Origin of the sequence: Flagellimonas ochracea (assembly GCF_009903685.1) — a bacterium.
Lineage (GTDB): Bacteria > Bacteroidota > Bacteroidia > Flavobacteriales > Flavobacteriaceae > Flagellimonas > Flagellimonas ochracea.
Genome location: NZ_JAAABI010000006.1, coordinates 87,983 through 112,835 on the forward strand (window position 1 = coordinate 87,983; position 24,853 = coordinate 112,835).

Here is a 24,853-nt window from a genome sequence, read left to right on the forward strand (position 1 = left end):
ATGCGACCACTAAAGAGAAAAGAGTTCGGCAAAAATGAAAAGGATACTTCCCAAAACAGTGCTGGTCCGAACCTAAGGTGGCGATTGTTGGAAACGTTCGGAGAATATTGCTCTTATTGTGAAATGCCTATCGGCCAACTTGAAATTGAACATCACAAATTGCATAGAAAATGGCGTAAAACGCTGGAAAGAAAAGATTGGAAACACTTATTACTTATCTGCAATGATTGCAGACGCCATCTTAACCGGGCCAAATTGAATGCAACAGACCTATCCAAATATCTATGGCCAGACACCGATTTGACATTTAGCCTCCACCCCGACCACACACCTTTCTTGTATGAGAAAATCCTAATAGAATACAAAATAACCGACGGTAGCAAGGCACTTAGTACTGAAGAGAAATACTTTGTGGCTATAAGGGCCAATCCTAAATTGAAACCATCGATTTATAAGAAAGCCCAAAAGACGATCGATCTCTTTGAACTGAACACCCCCCATTTTTCACATAGCAATCATACAGTCTCAATCCCCCTAAAGGACCATATGCAATTGGTGGATCATCGGGCTCAACAGCGATTGAATGCCTGGCATGAGGCCGAGACCGCTGTGGACCGTTGGAAGACCATATCCTCAAAAAACCAAATTTTAAAGCAACATACACAGATTCGGGACCACTTCAGAAATCTAATCACCATGACCGCTCAAGCAAAAGGGAACTGGTCTGTTTGGATGACCGTTTTCTGGAGAGAATTTAAAGACAGGGAACTTATCAGTGACCTGTTTGTACAAAGGAAAGGGAAAGACCATTTTCATTTTCCAGGAACGCATAAAGCCATACTTAAATACGAGTGACAACAACTCATCATGGCCAAACGGACAAACACACCACCGCAATCAGTACTTCAAGAACTCGCTGAACGACTTAAGAAAGCAATCACCGACGGCCGGTTGATTTTGGATCAAAAGACCATTGTTGCTGAAAATATTACCGGTCTTTTCGATACATTGTTGAATACCACCAACAATAGCATCATTCTTTCTGGGGTCACCCCGCAAAGTATTGTTTTAAACCCTACCAACGTGACCGTAAATGGCCAGGTTGATCTATATGGTTCAAACGTTGCAATCACCGCTGTCTTCACTACCCCTGTGGCAGAACTCGAGTTGGAAATATCGGCCACTTTCCCGCTTTTGGGCTTGAAACAATTGGCTGAAAACAAACTGTTGCCCTACTCGTATTCCACCCCACCTGATGATTATCCCGATGTTGGTTTTCAAGGGATTTCCTTTGTCTTTAAGTCAGAGACACTTAGTGTCTCCTTGGAAAGCAAGAAATCAAAAGACTGGCCAATCTTGGGATTAGGAGGCGCGGCCATTGATGCCCCTGTCCTAAAACTCACCAACCAATTAAGCAATATCGGTCAAGCCAAAACTTACCATATCACCGTGGGAGCCAGCATCAAACTAGGCACTGGCCAACAAGCAGTGACCATTCCTGTAGAGGTACAATTACCTTTTGGAATTTATGGTTGGAGTATAAGCATTGTACCCCCTGGCATCTCGTTGTCGAGCATCGCCCAGATTGGTGAATTGTTCACAGGTATCAACATTTTAGATCAGCTTCCCGACGGTTTTAATGGAATTGGCAATTTTACCTTGAACTCACTGGCAGTACAGTTCAATCCATCAACCCCCAGGATAAATACCATTCTCTTGGATATCAAATCCACCGCCCCTTGGACCATCAAGGAGAAAGTGCTGGTGATAGACGATGATGTCTCGGTTCAGCTCTATTATCAATATTATCCTGAACAAAAAGAAAAACCCGCTTTCTCTACGCTAACGGGTGCCATTCAAGGTTCAGCTATTTTTGGTGATAAAATACATGCCACTGCCAAAATACCCATCTATGCTGACCATACGTACTGGAAGATCGAGGTACAAAGCGATATGGTCATCCCCGGCTTCGGTGAATTTATCGGGCTGCTTCCAGGAGTTGATTTGGCGGCCATATTTCCAGAAGGCCTAGGCAATATCGGTGAATTGACCCTTGAGTACCTTCAGGTTTCATTTAGTCTAAAACCGGTAAAAATACAAGAATTGGTTTTCCGGTTGAGCGCTCCCAATGATTGGCAAATACCCTATTTCGAATCGGTAAAAATCAGCGATGTCTCCATAGATATGGACATTACCGATCCCTTGGGTACTGCGGCAATAAGCGGTGAGGTGTCAGGAACCATGCAATTTGACTACGCAGCGGTGGTTATCGATGTGGTGCTGAAAAAAGTACAGAAAGATGATGACTGGATACTCTCCGTGACCTCTGAAAATATCGTACTCCCCAGCATCGATTCACTGCAAGGATTCTTGGGTAGTATCTCAAACGATCCGATGAGATTCAAGGTCAAGGCAGGGCGCACGGTGGAAGAAGGCCCAAATCTAATTTCATTGCTTCCCAAAAGTATAGACCAAGCGGGTCAATTGATCATCACCAATCTTGAAATTACATTCGATGTCACCGAAAAACAGGTGACCTTCTTTTCATTTTATTTAATCTATGATGCTGGCACGGATTCCTGGAAAGTGATCGACAATTTTCTTGCTGTCGAAAATCTCTATATCGGTGTGACCATTGAACACCCGATTGATGATAATCGCACCTCAACGGGAGTCATTGGTGGTTCAATCGATTTGGTTGGATTGGGATTAAGTGCACAAGCACTCAAAGAGAAACCAGACAATCCCTGGACCTTCTCAGGACAACTGACTGCCGGAGGCAATTTTTTCGAAGCCTCGGCACCACTTGCTTTGGATCCATCCCGCTTCCGGGAAAATGTATCTGAAGATGGGCCGACCGGGCCTTCAATAGACTACAAGTCGTTGCTAAAGCAATTCGATACGCCACCAGATTTCAAGTTACCAACAGCCTATGATTTTCCCAAAAAATTCTTGCTGGTCACGGCCGATTTTTCCTTTACCCCCAATACCGGGGAATTTACCTTTCATGGAGATGCTCATTTAGACTGGCCTATAGATATCGGTATCACAAAAATTGGATTGACCAATTTGGGAGGGGGCTTTGAATTGGGGCACACAGGTACGGCGGAAGCCGCTGATGGACGGCATTACAAAGCAAATATTTACGGTGGATTCAAAGTCGGCGACCTCAAGGCCATTGCAAATCTCGAATTGGGAAGTGCAGGCAACGATACCATACTGACCGCCGTAGTGGCAGATGCAGACAAACTATCGGTGGCCTATCTCACCGACACCCTGGCAACCAATGATACGACCGGCACAAAATGGGAAAACCTGCCCAGACCGTCAGATTTTCCTTCAATCGGTTTTGACAGTGCTATGCTCTATCTAAACGTCACCAAAAATACCTTTATCCTGACGGGCAAGGCGTCGAGATTTGGCACAGCAGCCATGCTACTGCAAAAAGACAACGAGAAAAAATGGCAATATGCGTTTGCTTTCTCGTTATCAGAAAATTGGTCCTTTGAGGCCCTATCGAAAGATCTAAAGCCGGTGGACAATTTCCTAAAAGTGAAAAAGGGGGTAATCGCAATATCTTCTGTGGCCGATCAAAGTCTAGATCCCATCGTACAATTTGTGCCTGATCTGGCTGAGATTCCACCAGGACCGACAGGTCCTACTGGCCCTTCCGCCGCCATGTTTTATGAGAATTTTCTCGGTGCCTCGGGATCTTCAGGCCCAACCGGAGCCACTGGTGCATCAGGACCCTCAGGACCAACTGGGCCATCTCAATATTTGGTAAAAGGTGTGAACTTTTACGCGGAGCTCGAATTTGGGGCGGGCAGCACAGGGCCCGTAAGCAATCTGCCCAAAATACTGCCGGGAATAGAGCAGAAATCCAATTTGCTGATACATGCCGCGCTTACCCAACCTTCAAAAGATTCATTCTTCGAAATCAAACTGGACAACTATACCATTGCCGACACCATCGTCTTTTCCGATATCTGGTTCTGGTATCGAGCCAGTGACGAATTTGTCGGTTTAAAAGGAATGATCACGCTGAAAGTAGGGGAACAAGCCTTTCCTTTTGCTGGCAACCTGCTCGTACAAAAAACGGAAGCGCGTTTTTCAGTAAAAACTGCCAATTCAATTGACAAACCTCTGGGCATGAGGGGTATCTTACTCAATCATCTCAGTGCTGAAATTGATTATTTGTTCCCACCCAATAAGCCCAAAGAAATGACAGTGGCTTTGACGGGCAAGGTCACCATTGGTAGTGCCATCGGCCTCAAGGGCGCTATCATTTTTATCAACGGAAAGCCACAGATCGTCGACATTTTGATACAAAACTTTAGCGTACTGAACTTATACCAGCAGAAAAGCATTCCCGACAATCAATGGCCCACTACCATAAGTCCGTTCGAATTCGCTGAAGGACGTGTCTATTATGCCACAGCCGATATTACCTACAAAGGATTCGACTACAAACAGGGGTTCAATGTTTACGCGAGTATGTATTTGTTGGGCATCCATACCACCATACTGTTCAATGTCAAGGAAAATGGCATCATCGCCAGCGGACAACTGGATTATATCGATTGGGGATTCATACAATTTGGGGATCCCAATTCAAGAACCGGCCCGAAGCTCGAGGTAAACACCCAGAGTTCGCCGGCAACACTGTCGATGCAGTCGGGTTTCAGTCTGTTCAATAGTTATATTGGAACGTTTACGGTATCATTGAGCAAAGACAGCACCGATCAGGCCACCCTGGTCTGCGGAACCTATCAAAAAAACGACGTTCCCGTTTTCGGTTCCATTTCGTTAACGGTCTGCTGGAGCAAGGCCAAAGGCTTTTATGTAGATAACTGGGATTTTCCAAAAAAACTGCCATTTCGCCCCAACTTCAATGTCCCCTTTAAAGACGCCAAATGTGGTGAATTTCTCAATGCAACTTTCAAAGGGGAGTATACGATAACTAAAACCAATTTTGAGGTTCAAGACAATCTTAATCTGGATATTACCATGCAGATGTCATTTGTGCTGAAAGTTTTAGGCTCAAATCCCATTCTTTGTGGTGATCTAAAAAAATTCAGGGTCACCATTCCTTTCTCCCAAGCACGGGATTTAACTTGGAAAACACTTCCGAATTTCATACTGGATGCCTTGGCCGCAAATGCAGCCTCCTTATTTAAACAACTTCTATCAGATCCCAAATTCGTGGCCAAACTACTGGCTATCGAAGGGGCGAAATTTGCAAAAAAAGAGCTGATATGTGCGTTGGAGGAGTATTTCAAGGATTCGGTGAAAGACTTGGCCGCTGAATTTGTGGAGGCTGCGATGGGTGATTTTGCGGTCGATGTCGCGGGTGCGATGGTGGGCGGTATCGGAGGATTATTTATTGGAGGATTATTTGTAGCAGGCGGGCAAGACCATGACGGTCAGCCACCGAAAAAACCAGGAACGCCCGTCTTAAAACAACCCACCTTTAATCTCGATGAACAGCTGCGATTGTATGTGAGCTGGAATGCGGCCAGCAGCACCCAAACTTATGGAATTATTGTAACCGATGCAGGCCAAAACACGGTGTACTCGACAGCGCAAATATCCTCAACCGAGATTTATGTGCCCGGTTCTTACTTGTCAAAAAATGGGGAAGCATACTCCATAAAGGTCAAAGGAAACAATTATGGGCGGCTAGGTGACAGCAGCGTTGCTGCCCAAGTCCGCATCCCGGCATTACCACAGGTACAGATGCAATATGTAAACAGCCTACTGGCCTTGAAGATAAGATGGTCGGCCGATTCAGGTAATGTAACCTATGATTTTGAACTATGGGACAGTAACCATAAGGTGGTTCCCAATTCTGCGCAAAGCGGTCTAAAGACTACCCAATTGGTGGTAGGGTCGCCAAGTAGCAATGTACATCTGATCGAAAACGCAACCTATACAGCGCGTGTACGGGGTGTTACCACCTCAGCCATTGGCAGATGGGGCCATAGCGACCCCGTTGTCATACCCATGCGCGGACCCACGGGACCCGCCGGGTCGATGGGGCCAACGGGCCCAGCAGGAGCAACTGGAGCTATAGGACCTACAGGATTGTTGGGGCCAACCGGTGTAGACGGACCAACCGGAGCATACGGTCCCATAGGTATTATTGGGCCTACTGGTGCAATTGGGCCAACCGGGATCGACGGCCCAACCGGGGCAGCAGGCCCTACGGGAAGTATCGGGCCAACCGGGATCGACGGCACAACAGGCCCAACTGGGATTATGGGACCAACCGGTGCCGAAGGGGAAACAGGCGCCTATGGGGCAACCGGAGTAACCGGACCAGCAGGACAAACTGGAGCAGTTGGATCACAAGGGCCAATCGGAGACATAGGACCTACAGGGCCTCAAGGACCCACCGGGTCAAAAGGGCCAACTGGAGTGACCGGTCCACAAGGGCCAACAGGGGCAATTGGAAACCCCTATGATCGGCCTTTGCTAAAAAATAAGGAAGAAATCGTCAAGCTTTTGCATGAATTTCTGCGAAAGGGAGATACCCAAGAACTCATGGAAGCCTTGCAAAATAGAATACAGATTTTAAAAAAATAAAAACATAGGATATGGACACTAAGAGTAACAATCCTGAAAAGGTGGTTTCACCAAACGTATTTTTTATTTCAAGGGCCAACGATAAGGACGGTCAAACGCACAAACCAAAAGATGTTAAACCTAAAGCATTGACCATACTGGCTGAAAAAGACATAGGGGCAAGCGGACCAGGACCCGTCGGTCCAACAGGACCAAAAGGACCCACAGGACCAAAAGGACCAACTGGACCCATCGGACCAACGGGACCCAAGGGACCCACTGGACCAAAAGGACCTACCGGACCAAAAGGGCCTACGGGGCCAAAAGGACCAACTGGACCTGGAGGACCTACGGGACCAACAGGACCAACAGGACCATTCGGACCTACAGGACCAAGCGGACCCACTGGACCAAAAGGACCTACCGGGCCTTTCGGACCGACAGGGCCCACGGGAGCGACAGGACCTACCGGGCCTTTCGGACCAACTGGACCTGGAGGACCTACTGGAAACACAGGGCCAGACGGGGCAACAGGAACAACAGGACCTGTTGGACCCACGGGACCAACAGGTCCAACGGGACCTAAAGGTGAGACCGGGGCGCAGGGGCCCGTAGGGCCAACCGGACCCAAGGGACCCACAGGGGCAACAGGTAGTGCTCCAGCCGGAGCAGATATCGCCAAAAAATTGATGGAGGCCATCAATTCAGGTGCTGCGGATGATTTTGTCAATGAGCTCTACAATCAGTTTAAACGTTTAGAGAACAGAAAGAAGAAATAGTGATACGCTATTAGTAGATGAACACCTTTCCGAAGATAAGCTGCCTGACAGTCACCCAAGATCGGCTGATCCAATTAAAGATGGCCATCAAGTGCTATATGGATCAGACCTATCCCAACAAAGAACTCGTCATCGTCACCGACGGTACTGATTGGTTTAAACGGGCTGTAGCCGATTATATAAAACATCTTGAGCGCGATGATATTCGATTGATATCATTAGAGCAAAAGGATTATAAACTGGGGCAACTTCGAAATATTTCAATCTCGGAGGCCCAGGGAGATATTATCTGCCAGTGGGATGATGATGACCTATACCATCCCAAAAGACTTCAGGTACAATTCGAACAAATGGCGGCCGATAAGGCTGATGCCTCTTTTTTTACCGATCAGCTACAATATTGGTGGGAAGACAGGGTACTCAATTGGGTAGACTGGACCAAAGATTCACATATGGGCCCATGGCAACTGATTCCAGGCACGGTAATGATGTACAAGAACACAGATTTCTCCTATCCAGAAGATGGTATTTACGCCCGGATAGGTGAAGACAGTGCCCTGCTCGATTCAATGGTTCAGCATTTGAAGATCAGCAGGCTTTCCAAGTATGGCTATTTATATATGTATACCTACCATGGCCGCAATACCTTTTCGAGGGAACACCATGGACGGATTTCAAAATTGTACGGTAGAAATCTGGGCTTGTTGGAACAATTTGATGATAGCATCTGGAAGCATTTGACTTACTATCCCATCGCACGACCAGTGCGTTTTAACATCTTATCGCATATACAATGAGTATCTGTCTGAACATGATTGTAAAGAACGAGGTCGATGTCATTGAACGTTGCCTTGGGTCAGTCAAAGACCATATTGACTATTGGGTCATTGTCGACACCGGTTCCACCGATGGCACGCAGCAGAAAATAGCCTCCTTTTTAAAAGACATTCCCGGAGAGCTGTTCGAGCGGCCCTGGATAAACTTTGGCCAAAACCGTACGGAGGCATTGCAACTGGCCCAAGACAAGGGCGATTACCTGTTGATTATCGATGCTGATGAAATTCTCGAGTTCGAACAAGGTTTCGACTGGCCTTCACTTACAGCCGATGCCTACGATATCAAAACCCGTCTGGGCAATTTGGATTACTATAGAACGCAACTGGTGGCCAATGGCCTGAATTGGTATTATGAAGGGGTGGTTCATGAATATATCACCACCGATCAAGATCATACCAAACAAAAATTGATTGGAGCTACCAATAAACCCTTTCGGGATGGGGCGCGATCATCTGACCCCAACAAATACAGAAAGGATGCCCTCTTGTTGGAAAATGCACTGCTTACCGATCCAACCAATACCCGCAATGTCTTTTATTTGGCGCAAAGTTATAGGGATGCGGCGGAGTACCCGCAAGCGTTGAAATATTATGAAAAAAGAATTGAAATGGGCGGCTGGGAAGAGGAAGTATGGTATTCGCTGTATCAAATTGCGGTGATCAGTGAGATGCAGAACGAGGATTGGTCCTACGTTCTACAGGCCTATTTACGGGCTTTCGAATATCGACCCAAACGGGCGGAACCGCTATACAGAATTGTGCTGCACTACCGCATCAACCGACAGTATGTCCTTGGCAACTTATTTGCCACCAATGCTGTCAACATGCCCATACCGGACGATATTTTATTTGTCGAAACCTCGATCTATCGGTATGCCTTGCTAATGGAATATGCCATATGCAGCTATTGGGTAGGCAACCATGAAGCAGCAATCGATGCCAACAATACCATTCTTTACCGGCGAAATGTTCCGGCAAACGTGGTGCAACAGGTGATTGCCAACAGAAAATTCAGCCTGAATCGGATCTATCATAAAAATGAGGCCGCTATACCCAAAAAGAATAAGATCATAGTCTTTGTTCCATTTTATAATCCCGGACACTTTTTGGACAATTGTATATCGAGCTTGCTCGCGCAAGATTACGATGATTTTGAGATGATTTTTATCGATGATGCCTCAACCGACAACAGCCATACAAAGGTGCCCGTTTCCGATTCCAGGGTAACCCTAGTCCGAAATAAGGAACGTATGGGGGGCGGGTACAACATACACACTTGCCTAAGCCAATATTGCAAGGATGATGATATCTACGCCCAAGTTGACGGAGATGACTGGTTGGCCTGCACGGATGCCCTAAGTCATATCAACCAGCAATATAACCAGTACGATTGCGAGGTACTATACGGGCAGTTTCGATTTGCCAATGGGGAATATGGCTGGTCTCAACCCTTTTCGGGCAAGCAAGCTTTCTCAAAGTTGCGTTCCTCCTGGGTTTGCCCGGCCATCAGAACCTTTAGGGCTTTTTTATACCATGAAATAAGCCGTCAAGATCCTGATTACAGTTGTATGAAAGACAAAGACGGCAATTGGTTTAAAGAAGCTATGGATGTTGCCCTTATCTACCCCATTTTTGAGTTGGCCGGCTTTGACAAAGTCAGGTATAACGATCGGGTATTATATGTCTATAACAATGAAAACCCGATTAACATATTCAGGATCAATAGGAGCCAAGAGCTGACCAACCATCAAGAAATCTCGAAGAAAAAGAAGTTTCTGCAGTACGAATTGTTATAAAAACTGCTTATCCAATAGTATAGCTCAACAATAAAATATGTTAAATGGGGTCACACAAATATAATATTGCCTTTATTTTCCATTTCCCATCAAAAATATTTCAAAATCATCATCAACGATGAATGATTGACATACCTCAATTTATAAGGTTAATGTAAACAATTGAAGATTGATCCAGGAAGCTTTCCCGCAGGCGGTCGCGGGTTCAAATCCTGTCATGACCGCCTCAAGAAACCTTTCTAAATTCGAAAGAATTTTTGTTGGATTACGTTAAAATGAATTTCCTAATCTTATTAACTTTTGTCAAATGCATTTCATTGGTAACGAGGTTTTTGTATTTAACTCAAAACCTGTAAGTTTTTCCCCACCATTTTTTTCAGCCGCCATATCGCCTATTGCAGGTTGTGCCAAGGAAACAGATTTGAGGAACGCATGGCAGATTAGAAATATTTCTGTTTGGGTCATCCATGGTGCAAAGGACAAAACCATCAATATAAATTGTAGTTATGAGGCTGTAAAGCATATCAAAAGTAACGGCGGTAGTCCGAAATTCACAGTTTACCAGGATGTAGGGCATGATCTAGAGGAAATTTGGGGAAATACATTGTACAACGATGAGTGGTATACCTGGATGCTCAACCAAAACAGAAAAAACAATCTTCCCAAATACATACAACCAAAAAAGAGTATCCTAAAGGAATACTACGGGCAATATTCGATGGATGGAAATACATTGTCCATAACGATGGAAAATGAACATCTCCAAGTATCTCTTGGCAAGGGACGAACCCGGAAAATGCAGGCAGAATCGAATACGGTCTTTTCCTTCGAAAAAAGTTCCTTTATTGGACTTAGATTTATTAAAACCGTGGATTCTGTAACCGGTTTCGAAATGCTTCCTCAAACTGAAAAAAAAGCGAGTAAGATTAATTAGCAGTTTCAAACCTAGAGCCTACTTGACCTCGTAAAACGAACGTTTTCGTGGAATCTAACTCTCCCCATCAATCCGTCCCATTAACTCGCCGTTTTTTGTGACCGTCCAAAGAGGGAATAGAGACTTTTTAAAAACTATGGGCCGTGCAAGTTGTGATCAGATTCCGTGCTGCGGTATTAATACATTGATAGTATATTACAAATCTCAATTATTCTTGTTCTCAATAAATACCCTTTTCAATTTGCCTCTTATGGAAGATGATTCTCCTAAGTTCTAATATTTGTCCATTTGTGAGCATGGATGGCAAATATCTATTCTATACCAGCAATCAGGATATTTATTGGGTGGACGCAAGCATTATCGAAAACTATAGGGATTGAGCAGTTGGGCAGTGTACTTCGCTAATGTACCATGAGATGCCATCAAGTCTAGGATTCATAAAACTTTTGGGATACCCCACTGCTAAAGGTCACTAATTTCCACCTTAGAATTATTTTGCTTCGGTTATGGATGCAGAAAATAAATCATAGGGATTGGTATCACTTTTTTGTAAAAATATCTGAGGTATATTATTCATATCAACCCCTTTTCCAATTAAACACACTTTTAATAATTTCGTTAAAACTTTATTGGATTCCATGAGGGATAATACTGGAAATGAGCGACTACCAATATTTGTGATAACACTTCCATAGAGGGATTATTCCTTATTTTTAATTATGACAATAACGGAGCCTTTAATTCATAAGTAACGCACAACCAAACAAGACCATCGTGAAAACAGTATGGCACGCATTTATTCGTAGTTCAGCATGGCGATGGGCGCAAAAAATAATCCTTTTTATAATTTTCTCCCTTGTGGTAAATCATTTAGGGTCGCCTGAAAGTTTTCCTGATGGCGAATCGTACCGGTTTCCCATCGAAGGCTTTCTGACCTCCATTGCCTTGTGTATTCTTATAGGAACCATAGCTGAGCTTAATTTTAAATTTTACGAGAAAAAGTATTTCTCCAAAAAAGTAGACATCGTCTCAATCTCATGGTATATGGTTTCTACTCTTGGCTACATAACAGTTATGTATGTTCCTTTAGGTATTGCTTTAAATAGAATTGCGGGTGCAGAAACAAAATTCTATTATTTATTAATCGGCCTGCTCCTAACCTTGTTGATAAGCTTTGTTCTCATCGGGCTGGCATATGCTCAAGACATATACAATTTGTACAAAAAATCCATAAAAGATGCTGAAATCACCATTGAAAGTGGAGCGAAAATAAAGAAGCTTACCTACGAACATATTGCTTGCTTTTACAGTGAAAACAAAATGGTCTATACAGTTCAAAATGATGGCACCACAATTACTACCGATTTTACATTGAATGAACTCGAAGAAAAAATAAACGCCCAATTGTTTTTTAGGGCCAATCGTCAAATTATCATTCATAAAGATGCGGTTGACCAAATTGAGAAGATTGAAAACGGTAAGTTGCGCATTCAGTTAAAAGCTTTCCCTAAAAATGATGCGAATGGTGAAATCAATATTAGTCGGTACAGACGAAAGGCGTTTATGAATTGGTTCCAATAAAGGAGGGCGAAAGTGACCGACCATTCAGTTGTAGATTCGCTACCATTCAGTAAAATCTAAAGTATTTCTGGGGGTTTTTCAAAGATTTTATTCGGTATTTGGTTTCGAATTTAAAATCAATTGAAAATGACAAAACTGAGCTTACGTCAAATAGTTATTCCACTGGTAACCTTGGCAATTATTTGTTTTATGTATTTTGGGCCCATCACCCGAACTGCTTTTGAAAATATAATTCTCTCCGTAATAATCATTATAGCCAATTATCTCGAATACAAAGGGAAACCATTTTCGGCACTTGGGTTTTACCGTGAAAAATTTACTGCGAAAAACCTATTACTCCTTGCCCCTTTGGTAGCATTTGTACTTTTTGTGTTTTATGTCTTTGTCTTGGTCCCGGGAATCGAGATGCTCACGGGAGTTCCCATTGATTATTCTAGCATGTCTCAAGTAAAAGGAAATCTTACAACCACTGTCGTTTGGTTGTCAATAGTTTGGGCCACCGCAGCGTTTGGAGAGGAAACAATTTTTCGCGGTTATTTTATGCGACAGTTTATCAAATTCTTTGGAGATGGTAAAATCAGTTTGGTCATTAATGTTCTGATTTTCTGCAGCTTTTTTGGATATATGCATATGCAGCAAGGAATTACGGGACAAATTGTAGCTGGGTCCACCGGAGCCCTGTTGTCTGTTATATTTTACTTACGTAAATATGATCTGTGGTTTAATGTCATGGTACATGGCTTTTTCAACACCCTTGGTATACTTAGCTTTTACTTTGGTTTGGCATGATGATAACAAGTTATACACGGTGAAAAGAATGATTCTTGGTATCCGCGCCTGTTTGTAACCAGTACCACAAATTCTAAATTTCAATGACTTTCATTTCTACGGAAATCTTTGTGGTAAAATCTATACGTTTTTCAAACGCATAATTTATCAATAATCATAGCGCTTGTTTTCTGCAAGCATAAAAAATTAACATCATATTAAACCTTCACATAATTTCATAGTCCAAATGAGAACAAATCAACCTGAAAACCAAAATATAAATTGATGGTAAATTTTAAATATTTCATAATCCCAATTGCGCTGTTCCAATTCACATTGGTTTTTGGACAAACTGTTGTCCAAGGTAAGGCAACTTCTTCAAGTCCACTTGCTGAACAAAAGCAGCCACTGCTGGAGGCCCACAGTAATCTTATCAAGAAAAACGATTCTTTTGTGACGGCTAACCGTGAAAAGATATTCAGTCAAGAATTGGAGTCGTTTAACTTCACCATTGATTCTTTGGAGCAAACCGTGCTAAAATTGCTCAAGAAATACAAAAGAAATTCTGAAGAAATAGATGCGAAAATATTAGATAGCTTATTGACTGAAACTACATTCAAACACAAACGCTATCGGTTGTTGTATCCAAATAACTATCATCGTTTTGCTAACTTTAAGAAAAACGCAACCGTCTCCAAAGACTATTTTGAAAATGTGATGAAGGGAAGTTTTGATAACCCTTCCTTAGTTCAGTTTAAGGAGTATAAAAGATGTATGAATTATTATTTTGATATTCTTTCTGCTGGAAAATACAAGTTTTCACATCTTGAATATGTTTCTTTAAAACGTTTGGATAACCGTTACAACGCCATCGTTGACTTGGACGCTCATCAAAGCGTGAAAGATTTTTTCATTAAGGAACATTTTACTTCCAATATTTGGACCTACCGTGTCGAGGCTTTTGATTACGCTTTCGCGAAAATTTTAGAAGACGTCAAAAATCAAGAGTATGTAAAGGAAATTAAGGATACCTACAAAATGGGTAAAGATAGAAGGAATGATGCCAGCGAAATTAAAGTTTACAAAACCGTAGATGGTATCACTCTTAATGCTCATATTTTCTACCCAGAAAATCATGATAAAACTCAACCAAAACCTGCCCATATATTTTTTAACGGGGGTGGTTGGGCGATTGGATTGCCTGAATGGAGTTATGGAGCTTGTCAAGGTGCAGCAAAAGATGGAAGAGTTGCAATCGCTTTCGATTATCGAAAGAGAAATGTATACGGTACAGACGTAAAAGCTTCGGTAAGTGATGCGCTAACTGCCATAGCTTGGGTACGTGAAAATGTGAAGGAATTAGGCATTGACCCAAACAAGATTTTGGCGGACGGTTTTTCTGCAGGTGCACATTTAGCCTTGGTTTCAAGTATGATTGAAGACAGAGAAGATTTTGGGGTGGCGTCAAAATATAGTTCAAAACCAAATGCTATCATTTTAGGTTCTTGCCCATACGACATTGAAGGTAGAGATGTTTACAACGTTTCTTACGACACAAAAACGATCTCACCCCTTTATCTTATAAAGGACAACCTTCCTCCCATCCTAGCCTTCCATGGTGAGAATGATGATATGGTGGAATTTTCTGAATTTGAAAAATTCAGGGATGCTATTCAAAAAACCAAGAATAGTTTCACTTGGCGTTCCTATGCTGGTGCCGGACATTTTTATTTTAGAGGAAGCTCTCAAAAGGATTCGGATGAAAGAAGAAGACTTACTGAAGAATTTTTGCTAAAAAATGGTTTTAAAATTAAATAAAGCCTGCAGAGGACAATGTGCCCTATGAAAAGCCCTGGTCCAGTTCTGTAAACCCAACTTTTTACGGAACCATAGAACCTTTTTATGAAAATATTTTGGCTTAATTCTTTCTAAAAAATTTGGTTTTTAATAGAGTATATAAATAGTGAGGAACGAACGGCTTTATGCCGTCCCTTTTCCGAATAAAATTTTGCGAGTTTACCTTAGTGATGAATATTGGTATGAATACCCAAACATCCATTGGAATAATCAATGTTTATACGAATGAAATAATCTAAATATCGCAAAACTTGTTCTTTAAATTTAGAATATCGCGTATCGCGATACGCGATATTTTTATTTATATCATTGTTTTATAATGTTTTATATGCTAATATTGCATATCGCGATATGGAATAATTATGAGTAAAAGTAGTTTGCAGCAAATGAAACCCCAAGATATAGTAGTCTTGGCAAAACTAATTGCCATAAACGACCCCGACTACACTCAAATGGCATTGTCCGAAATGCTTTATATGAGCCAGTCCGAAATCAGCAGTTCCATATCAAGGTCTTCATATGCCGGACTTATCATAAATAAGGGAAAGGAGGTCAACCGAAAATTATTTTTTGATTTTATCAAATGTGGTTTGGCGGTGGTTTTCCCCCAACACCCAGGTGCCATAGTAAGGGGTACTGTAACGGCCCATAGTGCTCCGCCATTGGATATGGAAATCGTGAGCGAGGAAAAATATGTTTGGCCATATGCCAGGGGGAGTTCAAGGGGGCAGAGCATAGACCCTTTGTACCCAACAGTACCCAAAGCCGTGGCTTTAGATTCCTCTTTGCATGAATTATTGGCCTTGATGGATGCCATTCGTGTAGGAAGGGCACGGGAAAAAAATAGGGCATTGGAACTCTTAGAGCAACGTATATGCTAAAGAACACGTTAATCAATAGAGCGGCAACGAAAAAAGTGGCTCTGGCTTTAGGGGATTTAAACCAGGAAGTAGTTTACGTAGGCGGGGCCATGGTAAGTCTTTATATTGACGACCCTGCCGCCGAAGATATTAGGCCGACCAAAGACATAGACCTAACTTTTCAGCTGGCCACTTTCGCCAAATTGGAAAAATTACGAATGCAATTAATTGAAAAAGGGTTTACCCAAAACGCGGAGGATACCGTGAACTGTAGGTTTAGGTATGAAGATTTAAAAGTGGATGTTATGTCAACCCAAAGTGTCGGATGGGCGCCATCCAATCGATGGTTTGCCCAAGGTTTTGAAAAAGCCATTGAAAAGGTTTTGGATGAAGTGACCATCAAAGTGTTGCCATTACCCTATTTTTTGGCCACGAAGATAGAAGCGTTTTTTGACCGGGGAATACAAGATATTTACGCCAGCCATGATTTAGAGGATATTGCCTACCTGTTCAATTACACGACAGATATTGACAAGCAAGTTCTGGTTTCTGAAAGCGAAGTTAAGCCGTACTTGATTGAAAAACTGAGGGCATTCAAAAAAGATAGTACGATTCTAACCGCCATTCGCGGCAGTTTATATTACAGCCAGGCAGATGAACGGATGGAAATCATACTACAACGTCTTCATAACATAATCGACAGTAAGTAATAGGGGATTTTACACCGAAAAAGCAAGGTCACCTATTCGGTGAGCATAAAAATGCGAAGGCGTTGAAATACCTATAAACTAGGTCATTTAAAATTTAGGTTCTGGTCTTTATACATCTATATTTAGAAAGCACAAAAACTGTGTCCGATATTAGATTTGTTTTGGGATAATCCTAAAACTATTTTCTAGGAATTTCGCTATATATTTTGGACAGGACTCTGCTTAAATGCCAATTCCTCATGAACTTCGATTTTGGAGATAATCGCAACCAATCAGCCTTGGCTCTGTCAAATCCATTTTTAATGAATTTCTCATCGACTACTTTCCCGGGAATATTTATAAACATCGGAATATAGGATTCAGACTCTGTGGCGCCACCATGCCATCCATTGTATTGATCGCCACTATTCACAGTCAGATATCCCATGGCACCATCTGTAAAAACCACAACATCTCCTGATCTACTTGTTGTACTTTTATCGTTTAACTCTTCCAACCTCGCCTCAAAATCAGGCCAATCATTTTGATGTCCACTAGCTCTTAAATATTCATCAATTGTACCAAATGTAATGTCACTATTGAGTGAACTAACATCTTTAACCCAACGATATTTCCCCATATGACGATCATTACAATCCACATTGCTAGCACATGCCTTGATGAATATTGCAGGTTTTGCACCGAATGCTCCGTTATCCAGCCTACCATTATTAGCTCTATTTTTCTTTGGTCCAAGCTTTTGACTTTGAATCTGATATTGTTTACCCTTACCTGTTGAAGCCAAAAACAGAAATTTGGCACATTCTTTTGCCAAAATATTATTCATTCTAGGCGATCTGGTCCTGGTATAAATATGTCCCATCCCACCATTGGGGGAATATTGAACAATCCCAGAATTGGCAAATTCCGTAACATTGGGGTTAATTGGTTGCAATTCCTTTTTATAATCTGTAAACAACGGCCTGTTTATTGGATTGCTGAAAAAAGTTTCAATGTGTTTTGTCAAAGGCACAACAATGTCTTCGGGCAGAACATTAAAGCTATCATCAGGTTCATTAATATAAGCGTGCAACCCGTGATCTGCAGATAGCACAAACATCGTAGAATATTGTAATCCGTTGTTATACAAAAATCCATAGTTCTTTCTAAAGTAAAAATCCGTTACAATAGTAGCATGTTCTTCAATGGCTTTCAAGGGCCTACTTACTTCAGGAAGTTTAGGGCCATCATGGTAATCTCCAGTGTTTATGGTAAGCCCTTTCTCAAAATGATACGGAGGTTCAAAATCTTCTGGCGCTTCGTCACCCAGATAATGCGCCATGTTATCCGGCCCAGGGAAATAGAGAGACACAACATCAATAGGATTGCTTCTACTGGCAAGTAATTTATTGGCAATATTATTGGTGAACACATCTGAAGTGGTCTTATCCAGAGTCCGGGCACCATCAGGGCTATGGGCAAAAAGGTCAAAACCCGAAAAAGAAAACTCGAACGAAACAAAAATATTCTTAATGGTCTTACCCAAATAGAGTAGAAATGATTTAATGTAACCATAGGATGATATATCCACTTTCTCATCGTCCACTTTGTTATACCAAGGAAACGCGGTATATACCTTTAGCTTTTTTGTTCTGTCGATGGGGTACACAGAAGAAATATCATTAAACAAGCTACCCCCACTTTCGTAAGCATCCTCATTAAAACCAGATGAGACCGCTCCAAAGCTTTGTGCAAGATTAATAAGCCTAAATGAAGAGTTGAATCCGATATAGGAGTTACCAATAATACCATGTTCGCGTGGTGGGTTACCACTATAAATCCCTGTCCAGTTGCACCAGGTTATTGTAGGGATGGCCGATAATACTTTTTCCTTAATTGCATCATCATTGCGCAACCAATTGAACGCTTTCTGAAACCCGTTGGCCCAACTATTTTGATTGTTGATCAAATTAAACGCGGATTGATAGGCAAATCCGTCCACCCCAATAATGATTGTTTTTAAAGTACCTATCTTAAAAGCCCCTAGGGCCTCCGTTCTTGCACTATTGTTAGCTGCTCCCTTTCGTTTTATTCTAGCTTTAATAAAAACTGTTTTGCCGATTAAACTTTTCTCAAATGGAATTGTAAAACGTAATTGTTTGAAGGTCAAAGCTCGTCTTTGAATAGTATTGACCGTAATATTTTTCCCATCAATTATTTTTTTGTTGGGCTCACGCTCATCAAAGATCCCAAGAACTTCCGTAATATCATGGTTGAAAAACAGTGTTGAGCCAACAAGATGATTGTATGTGAGGCCCAATGCGTAGGTATATATATTAGCCGGACTATTCGCCGTAAAATTCCAATGCAGCTCCCTTTCCACATCGTTGTATTTTAGTGTATAATTCTGAAAGTCGTTGATAGAAAATAGATTGGGGACATCATTCAATGTTTCTGGAATAGAGTCCAATCCAATGATTGGTGCTTCCAAGTTAAACTCATTTGGTTTGTTGGGACTTGGATTGGGAATCATATTCAAATATTTACCAGCAAAAACAATCGAGTCAGCATCAATCTGATCCCCAACACTTCTAACAAAATTGGATTTGGTCACATTTATTTGAACAGGGTTGTTGTAACCCGATCCGATACCATTGCTTACTTCAAACTTTTGGTGTTTAAACCGTACAGGTTCAAATGATGGATCATTGGATATTTCTGAATTATTCTTTTCCCCTGAAGCTAATAGAACAATTGATGCACTTGTTTCGTTTCCGAGTGCATTGACAGCTCTTACATTTACGCTTGTTTCTTCACCAAAAACAGGCACTAATTCGTTCTGGACAGAGATTTTATAGTTATGGGCATAAGGTCTCCATTTTGTAGGCTTACTGGGGGATTTATTAAAATTGAGACGTCTACTTATTTGAAAATCTTGGGAGGAGGGGTCTAAATACTCAAGATATATGCCCTTAAGTTCCGCGTCATTTTCAACAACATCATCAAGGAAATCCGTAATGGTTGCCGAAAAGGATAGGGATAGGCTGTTATTGGACAACTGTTCGATATGAATAGATCCATCATCAATAATTACTTCAGGAAAAGGGTTTGAGAAATTAGCGGTCAAATTAATCTGTTGACCGTTCCCGTTGCCAATACTGATTCTTGGATTCGGAATGAGTACATAGTCCGTAACTATATCGTCATCTTTTCTGAGCTTCGTTTGTAGATCAAAATTTGGTCTTCGCCATTGAATTTCCGATTCCCCCAATGGCCGAAAGACACCTGTAAATGCCAATTTGTTCTCTTGTTTTGTAAATAGCTCTAAAATCTCCGGATTCCTCGGATTTAAAGAATCGGAGAGGTCTGGAACATCACCTACAGTTGGATAAACGTATGAAACTGTGAAACTTCCATCAGATTGAACAGTACCGTCGTAAACCGCTTTCCTTTCATTTAGTCTCTGAAATTTCATTTTGTCATTCTTAATGACAATATTGATGATAGTAGTATCTTGGGAGGTAGGTGCTCCAGAGTTTTTTTTAACCATCAACCAGGAAGCTCTATAGTCTACCTGTCCCATCAAGGGATTTGTGCTAAGGATAAAAAACAAAAACAAGGTTAACTGATGAACTGACATAGCTAGAAATTTAAAATTTATTCAATCAATATCTTTAATCTTCTCCAAGTGGTAGATTGATTTTGGGGCCTTCCAAATCATCATCCATATCATTATCTTCATCAAAATCCAATTCGTCCAACGCTTCATTGTCATAATCTTGGTTTTCGTCGGTTTCTTCCTTTTTATCGGGTTCCGTGATGGTAACTTCCTGGTCTTTGTCGTCATCCAAAGCGGTATCGACAACAAGAACCGCTGTTCCAGCTTTTTCCTTAGCACCATCAACACCAACACCACCTGCCGTGTCATCCATGAATTTGTCAAAACCTTTTCCTTCTGGCCATGCGCCATCGTCGGCAAACAAAAAATCAGGATCCAAAACAAAAAGTACAATAATAATTGATTTAACAGCTGCCGGGGGCACTCTATTTTGCAACAATAAAAATCCACCGCCTGTTAGAACCATTAAATAATACATGGCCTTCATTCCCATTACCATCAAGAGCACACAGGAAACTGTTATTCCTGTGATGAACAGGAACCATTTGGGCAATCCTTTTGACGAGTGATCATCAATCTTTACAGTTTTGAAAAAGTAAAGGCGAAGGGACAGTACGATCGATGCAATGCACAAAACCAAAGGGAGTTGCTTACTGGGAAATCCATTAATTTTTGGCATTAAGGCCAATAAAATAATAGTACTGACAGCTCCTAACAATATTAGTTCGAAGCTTTTGAAATTAATTTTTGATATGCCATTATACCAATAATTACTAAACGACAACGTGCCTTTATAAAAATTAATAAGGCCAAATCGTCCACCCAATTTTATGAGGGTAATTACACTAAATACTATTAAAATCCACAATAGTTTAGGTGTAATTACATCGTAATCAATCAACCTGGTTTTATGAACGGAGATATTATTTGATCTGTAGGCAACTCCCACAGAAGATTCTCCTTCATTTAATTTTTTAGTTTTCAAACACTCATCAATTCTTCTAAAGTATTCATTGTCTTTAACCAACCAATAGGAATGGAATTTTTTTACACAGGTAGTACTATCAACTGGTAAATCGTACCAGCCCGGATATTTTTTATGCACATAATAAATTTGAAGAGAAATCATAAATGCGCCAAACACGGCGATGTACAGAAAAGTGCTTGCCCATTTTCTAAGGGTCATTGTTCTCTTCCTATTCCGCTTGTACCATCCCCTAATGCCCCCGATCAATATCCAAACTATTAAACCATTATAGGGTGACAAATATGGATTGTAATAAACTTGTTTGAAATCCCATTTGCTCAAATACCAAACAAGTACGAAGATCAAAAGGTTAAATGCCAATCCCCATAACAAATAGTAGCCTATATACCTTAGAATTGAATGAACGGTTTTTTTTGAATAGTTGATTTCCATAATTGACTATTTATATTGTTCCACGGGTTCACATAGAATGAATACCCCCTTAATTGCACTATCCTCTTGTATGAGTACATGAAAAATTCCGAATGATTCCAATAACCTAGATGATTTGCCGTCAGGTTCTACGGGAATTTCTTCATTTAGTAAAGGCAATAAAAATGTTACCTCGGATGAAGTTTGATTTTGAAAATATAGCATTGATCCTCTATCGACACGGATAATACCCGGACTGATCTTTTTATTCTTTAAAGTAAAATTGGGGTCAGCGTTTATTTCTTTTGATGAGATACTCCATAAAACTATTGTGGTAATCAGGGTAATTGAAAAAAACCACAATAAGCCCTTTCTGAAGAAGTTTATGGTCTCCATTGACACTTGATGATTTTGAACCATTTTACCAAGAGGATATCCATATGCCACATGGCCTAGATATGCCGCAATCAACGCCATTGGTTTGCCTGTAAGACCAAATAATTTCCCAAAGGGAGAGATTACAAAAATGGTCTCCAAGAGTAATGCATAAAAAACCGCCCACCACATATTCCTGCCTTTCATAAACAAGGCATACATAATACCAAAAGTAATTCCATTTGAAAAATGATAAAGCCAGCCTATCAAGTCTGAAAATGAAGTGCTTACGGTCGCATCGGTCAACCACATCCCATACATGGAAATCGGTGCGAATATGCGGCTACCCATAAGCATAAAAGGAATGCGAATAAGGTCATATCCTATTGTTCCAACCAGACCACCCAGGAATCCTAAAAGCAAAACATGCAACAATCCGTCCTTTTTATACCATAAAAACCCTGCTGTGAAAATCAATAACAGTAAAGACGGTAAAAACAAAATATAGGTAGATTGATGCATTTGAATAACGCCGTACATCTTTAATAGCAAGATTCCTCCAGAAGGAAGGCATAATAGAAACAACAATATTTTGGTTATAATGATTCTCATTTCGGTTGAACTTATCTGAAAGCCCTTGTGAAGATTAGTAATGGAATACTCTGGGGAAAAGAGTCTATTGGGGACTATAATATAATGATATTTAATTACTTACGAAAATCCTGTACGTCTTCAAACGAATTAGGACTGGCCCGGTCTAAAGTTAAGTCATAGTTTCAACTTTTGAATTTGGTGCTCTTTCCTTCTTTTGAGCATCGTTCTTTTCTTTATCAATTTACGGTTTTCCAATATTTTCTTGTCCCGTCCAAAATATACGGTCGCTGGGGTCAGGTTGTCCAATGATTCGTGGTATCTCCTGTTGTCGTAATAGTCCACGAACTCTTCCAATCTTTCCTTTAGCTCCCCCGGCAGATAGTAGTTGTCCAGTTTGATGATGTTCTTCATCGAACGGTGGTAACGCTCTATCTTGCTCTGCGTCAGTGGATGGTTCGGTTTTCCGCGGATATGCTCCATCTCCCTTTCCTTTATGAACTCCTTCAGTTCGCCACTGATGTAACAGGGCCCGTTGTCGGACAGCAGTCTTGGCATTTTCTCCTTGGGCAACGATACCTTTTCCAATGCCCTTGCCACCGTTTTCTCCACATCTCCGGCGTTCATCGAGGGACAGAGTTCCCAATGGACGATATAACGGCTGTAATCGTCCAATATGGTCGAGAGATGGTACCAGCCCCACCCGACAATCTTCAGGTAGGTAAAGTCCGTCTGCCACATCTGGTGCACCCTTGTGGTCTTGTCCCTGTACTCCTGTGGGGCGGCCATGGTATCAAAGGCCGGGGATGTCACCAGTCCAAGGGACTTCAGTATGCGGTAGACACTGCTCTCTGAGATATAGTATTCCCGTTCATCGGTCATCTTGCAGGCAAGTCCACGGTAGGATTCCTCCGGGAAGTCCAGGGCCATCTCCACGACCTCCAACCTGACCTTGTCGGGGATCCTGTTCCAATAGGTATTGCGTGCCCTATGGTTGGGTGCAAGTCCGTCAAAGCCACCTTCGAGGTACTTGCCGTACCAGTTGTAGAAGGTGCTCTTGTTTATCCCTATTTCCTTCAATGTCCTGTTCACGCCTATCTCGGATGTCTCCACCAGATGTATGATCTCATATTTCTCCTTTTGGGTAAATCGCATGTACTTCCTCCATTTTACCCTAAGCCATTGGTACCTTTTTTGAGCACCAGGTTCTGCAGCAACAGTTCGGCCACGGTTTCCTTGAGCTGGGAGTTCTCCCCACGCAATTCCTTTACCTCACTGGTATTGGCCTCGCGCATGGTGTCGCCCATAAGTCATTTTTTTCCTGCTTCAAGAAAATCCTTGCTCCAACGGTAGTACAGTGCCGGGGCAATACCCTCACGCCGACAGATGCCGGATACCGATTCCTCTCCCTTGAACCCTTCCAGCACGATACGGATCTTTTCCTCGGCGGAGAACTTCCTCCTTGTATTCCTTTTGATGTCCTTTACGATTGATTCCGTGTTCTTCTTCTTTGTCATTTTAAGTGATTTAAATGGTTAATGAATCCATCTTCAAGGCTAGCCTTGAAGATGACAAAACCATCACTTAACTTTAGATCAGCTTCAGTCCACTTTTAGTTGAAGATTTGCACTCCATGCTTATCCAATTTTCAATCATTACATTATTTTTGGATACATTTTGGATACATCAATATGGTTGTTACAAAGAGATGATTTTTTAATTTCAGTATAGCTTCCCGTTCAACCCCTTTTTTTATTGATGGGTCTCTTCAAGGAATTTAATTTTTCTATTTGATTGTTCCAAATTTCAAAAATTCCAATGTTTTTCAATCTTTTAAGCGAGACCTAAATCATCCGTGAGATTGCATCCAAAAAAAATAATGCCCCATAATACAACCCAAGTTCAAGGTAAATAAGATTCTTATCCCTTTACCAATTGCTATTAGAGTTTTTGAACTTCCAATGTCTTTAACCAAATCCATAATATCTAAATGGAATCGAGTCTTTATGTCATTCTTGTGATTCCCTTCTTTAAATCAAATGTTGCTCTTGCATCATTAAAAGATATCCATAAATAAAGGGAGTCCGAAGACTCCCTTTAATAGCTAATTCAAACAATCCAAACGAAGAATAAACTCAATGGATTGAAAATAATAATCTAAAATAATAGATTGACTGATGCACTTATTGACAAATGATTTGAAGG

The 24,853-nt window shown here is 41.5% G+C and carries 14 protein-coding genes and 1 pseudogene; 11 read left to right on the forward strand and 4 right to left on the reverse strand.

Annotation, left to right across the window (positions count from 1 at the left end):
- The 11 genes from GTQ34_RS14360 to GTQ34_RS14420 all read left to right on the forward strand — a co-directional run bounded on the left by GTQ34_RS14360 (nucleotide 1) and on the right by GTQ34_RS14420 (nucleotide 16,685).
- Nucleotides 1-855: a hypothetical protein gene (locus GTQ34_RS14360; RefSeq protein ID WP_166524507.1), complete on the forward strand. Its 855-nt coding sequence runs from the start codon at nucleotides 1-3 to the stop codon at nucleotides 853-855.
- A gap of 12 nt (nucleotides 856-867) precedes the next feature.
- On the forward strand, nucleotides 868-6,585 hold the full coding sequence (locus GTQ34_RS16830) for a collagen-like protein (RefSeq protein ID WP_235915054.1): 5,718 nt from the start codon (nucleotides 868-870) through the stop codon (nucleotides 6,583-6,585).
- A gap of 11 nt (nucleotides 6,586-6,596) precedes the next feature.
- Nucleotides 6,597-7,343, forward strand: a complete 747-nt coding sequence (locus tag GTQ34_RS16970) for a collagen-like domain-containing protein (RefSeq protein ID WP_166524508.1) — start codon at nucleotides 6,597-6,599, stop codon at nucleotides 7,341-7,343.
- Between the two features lie 80 nt (nucleotides 7,344-7,423).
- Nucleotides 7,424-8,140 carry a glycosyltransferase family 2 protein gene (locus tag GTQ34_RS14380; protein WP_262885618.1) on the forward strand — a complete coding sequence of 239 codons (717 nt, stop codon included), beginning with the start codon at nucleotides 7,424-7,426 and terminating at the stop codon, nucleotides 8,138-8,140.
- Complete coding sequence (locus GTQ34_RS14385) at nucleotides 8,137-9,975, forward strand: glycosyltransferase (protein ID WP_166524510.1); 1,839 nt, start codon at nucleotides 8,137-8,139, stop codon at nucleotides 9,973-9,975. Before GTQ34_RS14380 ends, GTQ34_RS14385 begins: the two co-directional genes overlap by 4 nt.
- A gap of 307 nt (nucleotides 9,976-10,282) precedes the next feature.
- Nucleotides 10,283-10,909: a hypothetical protein gene (locus GTQ34_RS14390; RefSeq protein WP_166524511.1), complete on the forward strand. Its 627-nt coding sequence runs from the start codon at nucleotides 10,283-10,285 to the stop codon at nucleotides 10,907-10,909.
- Nucleotides 10,910-11,683: 774 nt separating this feature from the next.
- Nucleotides 11,684-12,490 carry a LytR/AlgR family response regulator transcription factor gene (locus GTQ34_RS16975; RefSeq protein ID WP_313790511.1) on the forward strand — a complete coding sequence of 269 codons (807 nt, stop codon included), beginning with the start codon at nucleotides 11,684-11,686 and terminating at the stop codon, nucleotides 12,488-12,490.
- 126 nt (nucleotides 12,491-12,616) lie between these two features.
- On the forward strand, nucleotides 12,617-13,279 hold the full coding sequence (locus GTQ34_RS14405; RefSeq protein WP_166524513.1) for a CPBP family intramembrane glutamic endopeptidase: 663 nt from the start codon (nucleotides 12,617-12,619) through the stop codon (nucleotides 13,277-13,279).
- A gap of 264 nt (nucleotides 13,280-13,543) precedes the next feature.
- Nucleotides 13,544-15,076, forward strand: a complete 1,533-nt coding sequence (locus tag GTQ34_RS14410) for an alpha/beta hydrolase (RefSeq protein ID WP_166524514.1) — start codon at nucleotides 13,544-13,546, stop codon at nucleotides 15,074-15,076.
- 401 nt (nucleotides 15,077-15,477) lie between these two features.
- A complete protein-coding gene (locus GTQ34_RS14415; RefSeq protein WP_235915050.1) occupies nucleotides 15,478-15,996 on the forward strand; it encodes a hypothetical protein in 519 nt (172 codons plus the stop codon).
- Nucleotides 15,990-16,685, forward strand: a complete 696-nt coding sequence (locus GTQ34_RS14420) for a nucleotidyl transferase AbiEii/AbiGii toxin family protein (protein WP_166524515.1) — start codon at nucleotides 15,990-15,992, stop codon at nucleotides 16,683-16,685. The genes GTQ34_RS14415 and GTQ34_RS14420 overlap by 7 nt, the downstream gene beginning before the upstream one ends.
- A gap of 178 nt (nucleotides 16,686-16,863) precedes the next feature.
- Here GTQ34_RS14420 and GTQ34_RS14425 read toward each other — a convergent pair whose 3' ends face one another.
- The 4 genes and pseudogenes from GTQ34_RS14425 to GTQ34_RS14440 all read right to left on the reverse strand — a co-directional run bounded on the left by GTQ34_RS14425 (nucleotide 16,864) and on the right by GTQ34_RS14440 (nucleotide 24,165).
- Nucleotides 16,864-20,304: an alkaline phosphatase family protein gene (locus tag GTQ34_RS14425; RefSeq protein WP_166524516.1), complete on the reverse strand. Its 3,441-nt coding sequence runs from the start codon at nucleotides 20,302-20,304 to the stop codon at nucleotides 16,864-16,866.
- A gap of 34 nt (nucleotides 20,305-20,338) precedes the next feature.
- Nucleotides 20,339-21,703, reverse strand: a complete 1,365-nt coding sequence (locus GTQ34_RS14430) for a hypothetical protein (protein WP_166524517.1) — start codon at nucleotides 21,701-21,703, stop codon at nucleotides 20,339-20,341.
- 6 nt (nucleotides 21,704-21,709) lie between these two features.
- On the reverse strand, nucleotides 21,710-22,669 hold the full coding sequence (locus tag GTQ34_RS14435) for a hypothetical protein (RefSeq protein ID WP_166524518.1): 960 nt from the start codon (nucleotides 22,667-22,669) through the stop codon (nucleotides 21,710-21,712).
- A 156-nt stretch (nucleotides 22,670-22,825) separates the two neighbouring features.
- A pseudogene (locus tag GTQ34_RS14440) lies at nucleotides 22,826-24,165 on the reverse strand (IS3 family transposase).
- Nucleotides 24,166-24,853 lie beyond the last annotated feature (688 nt).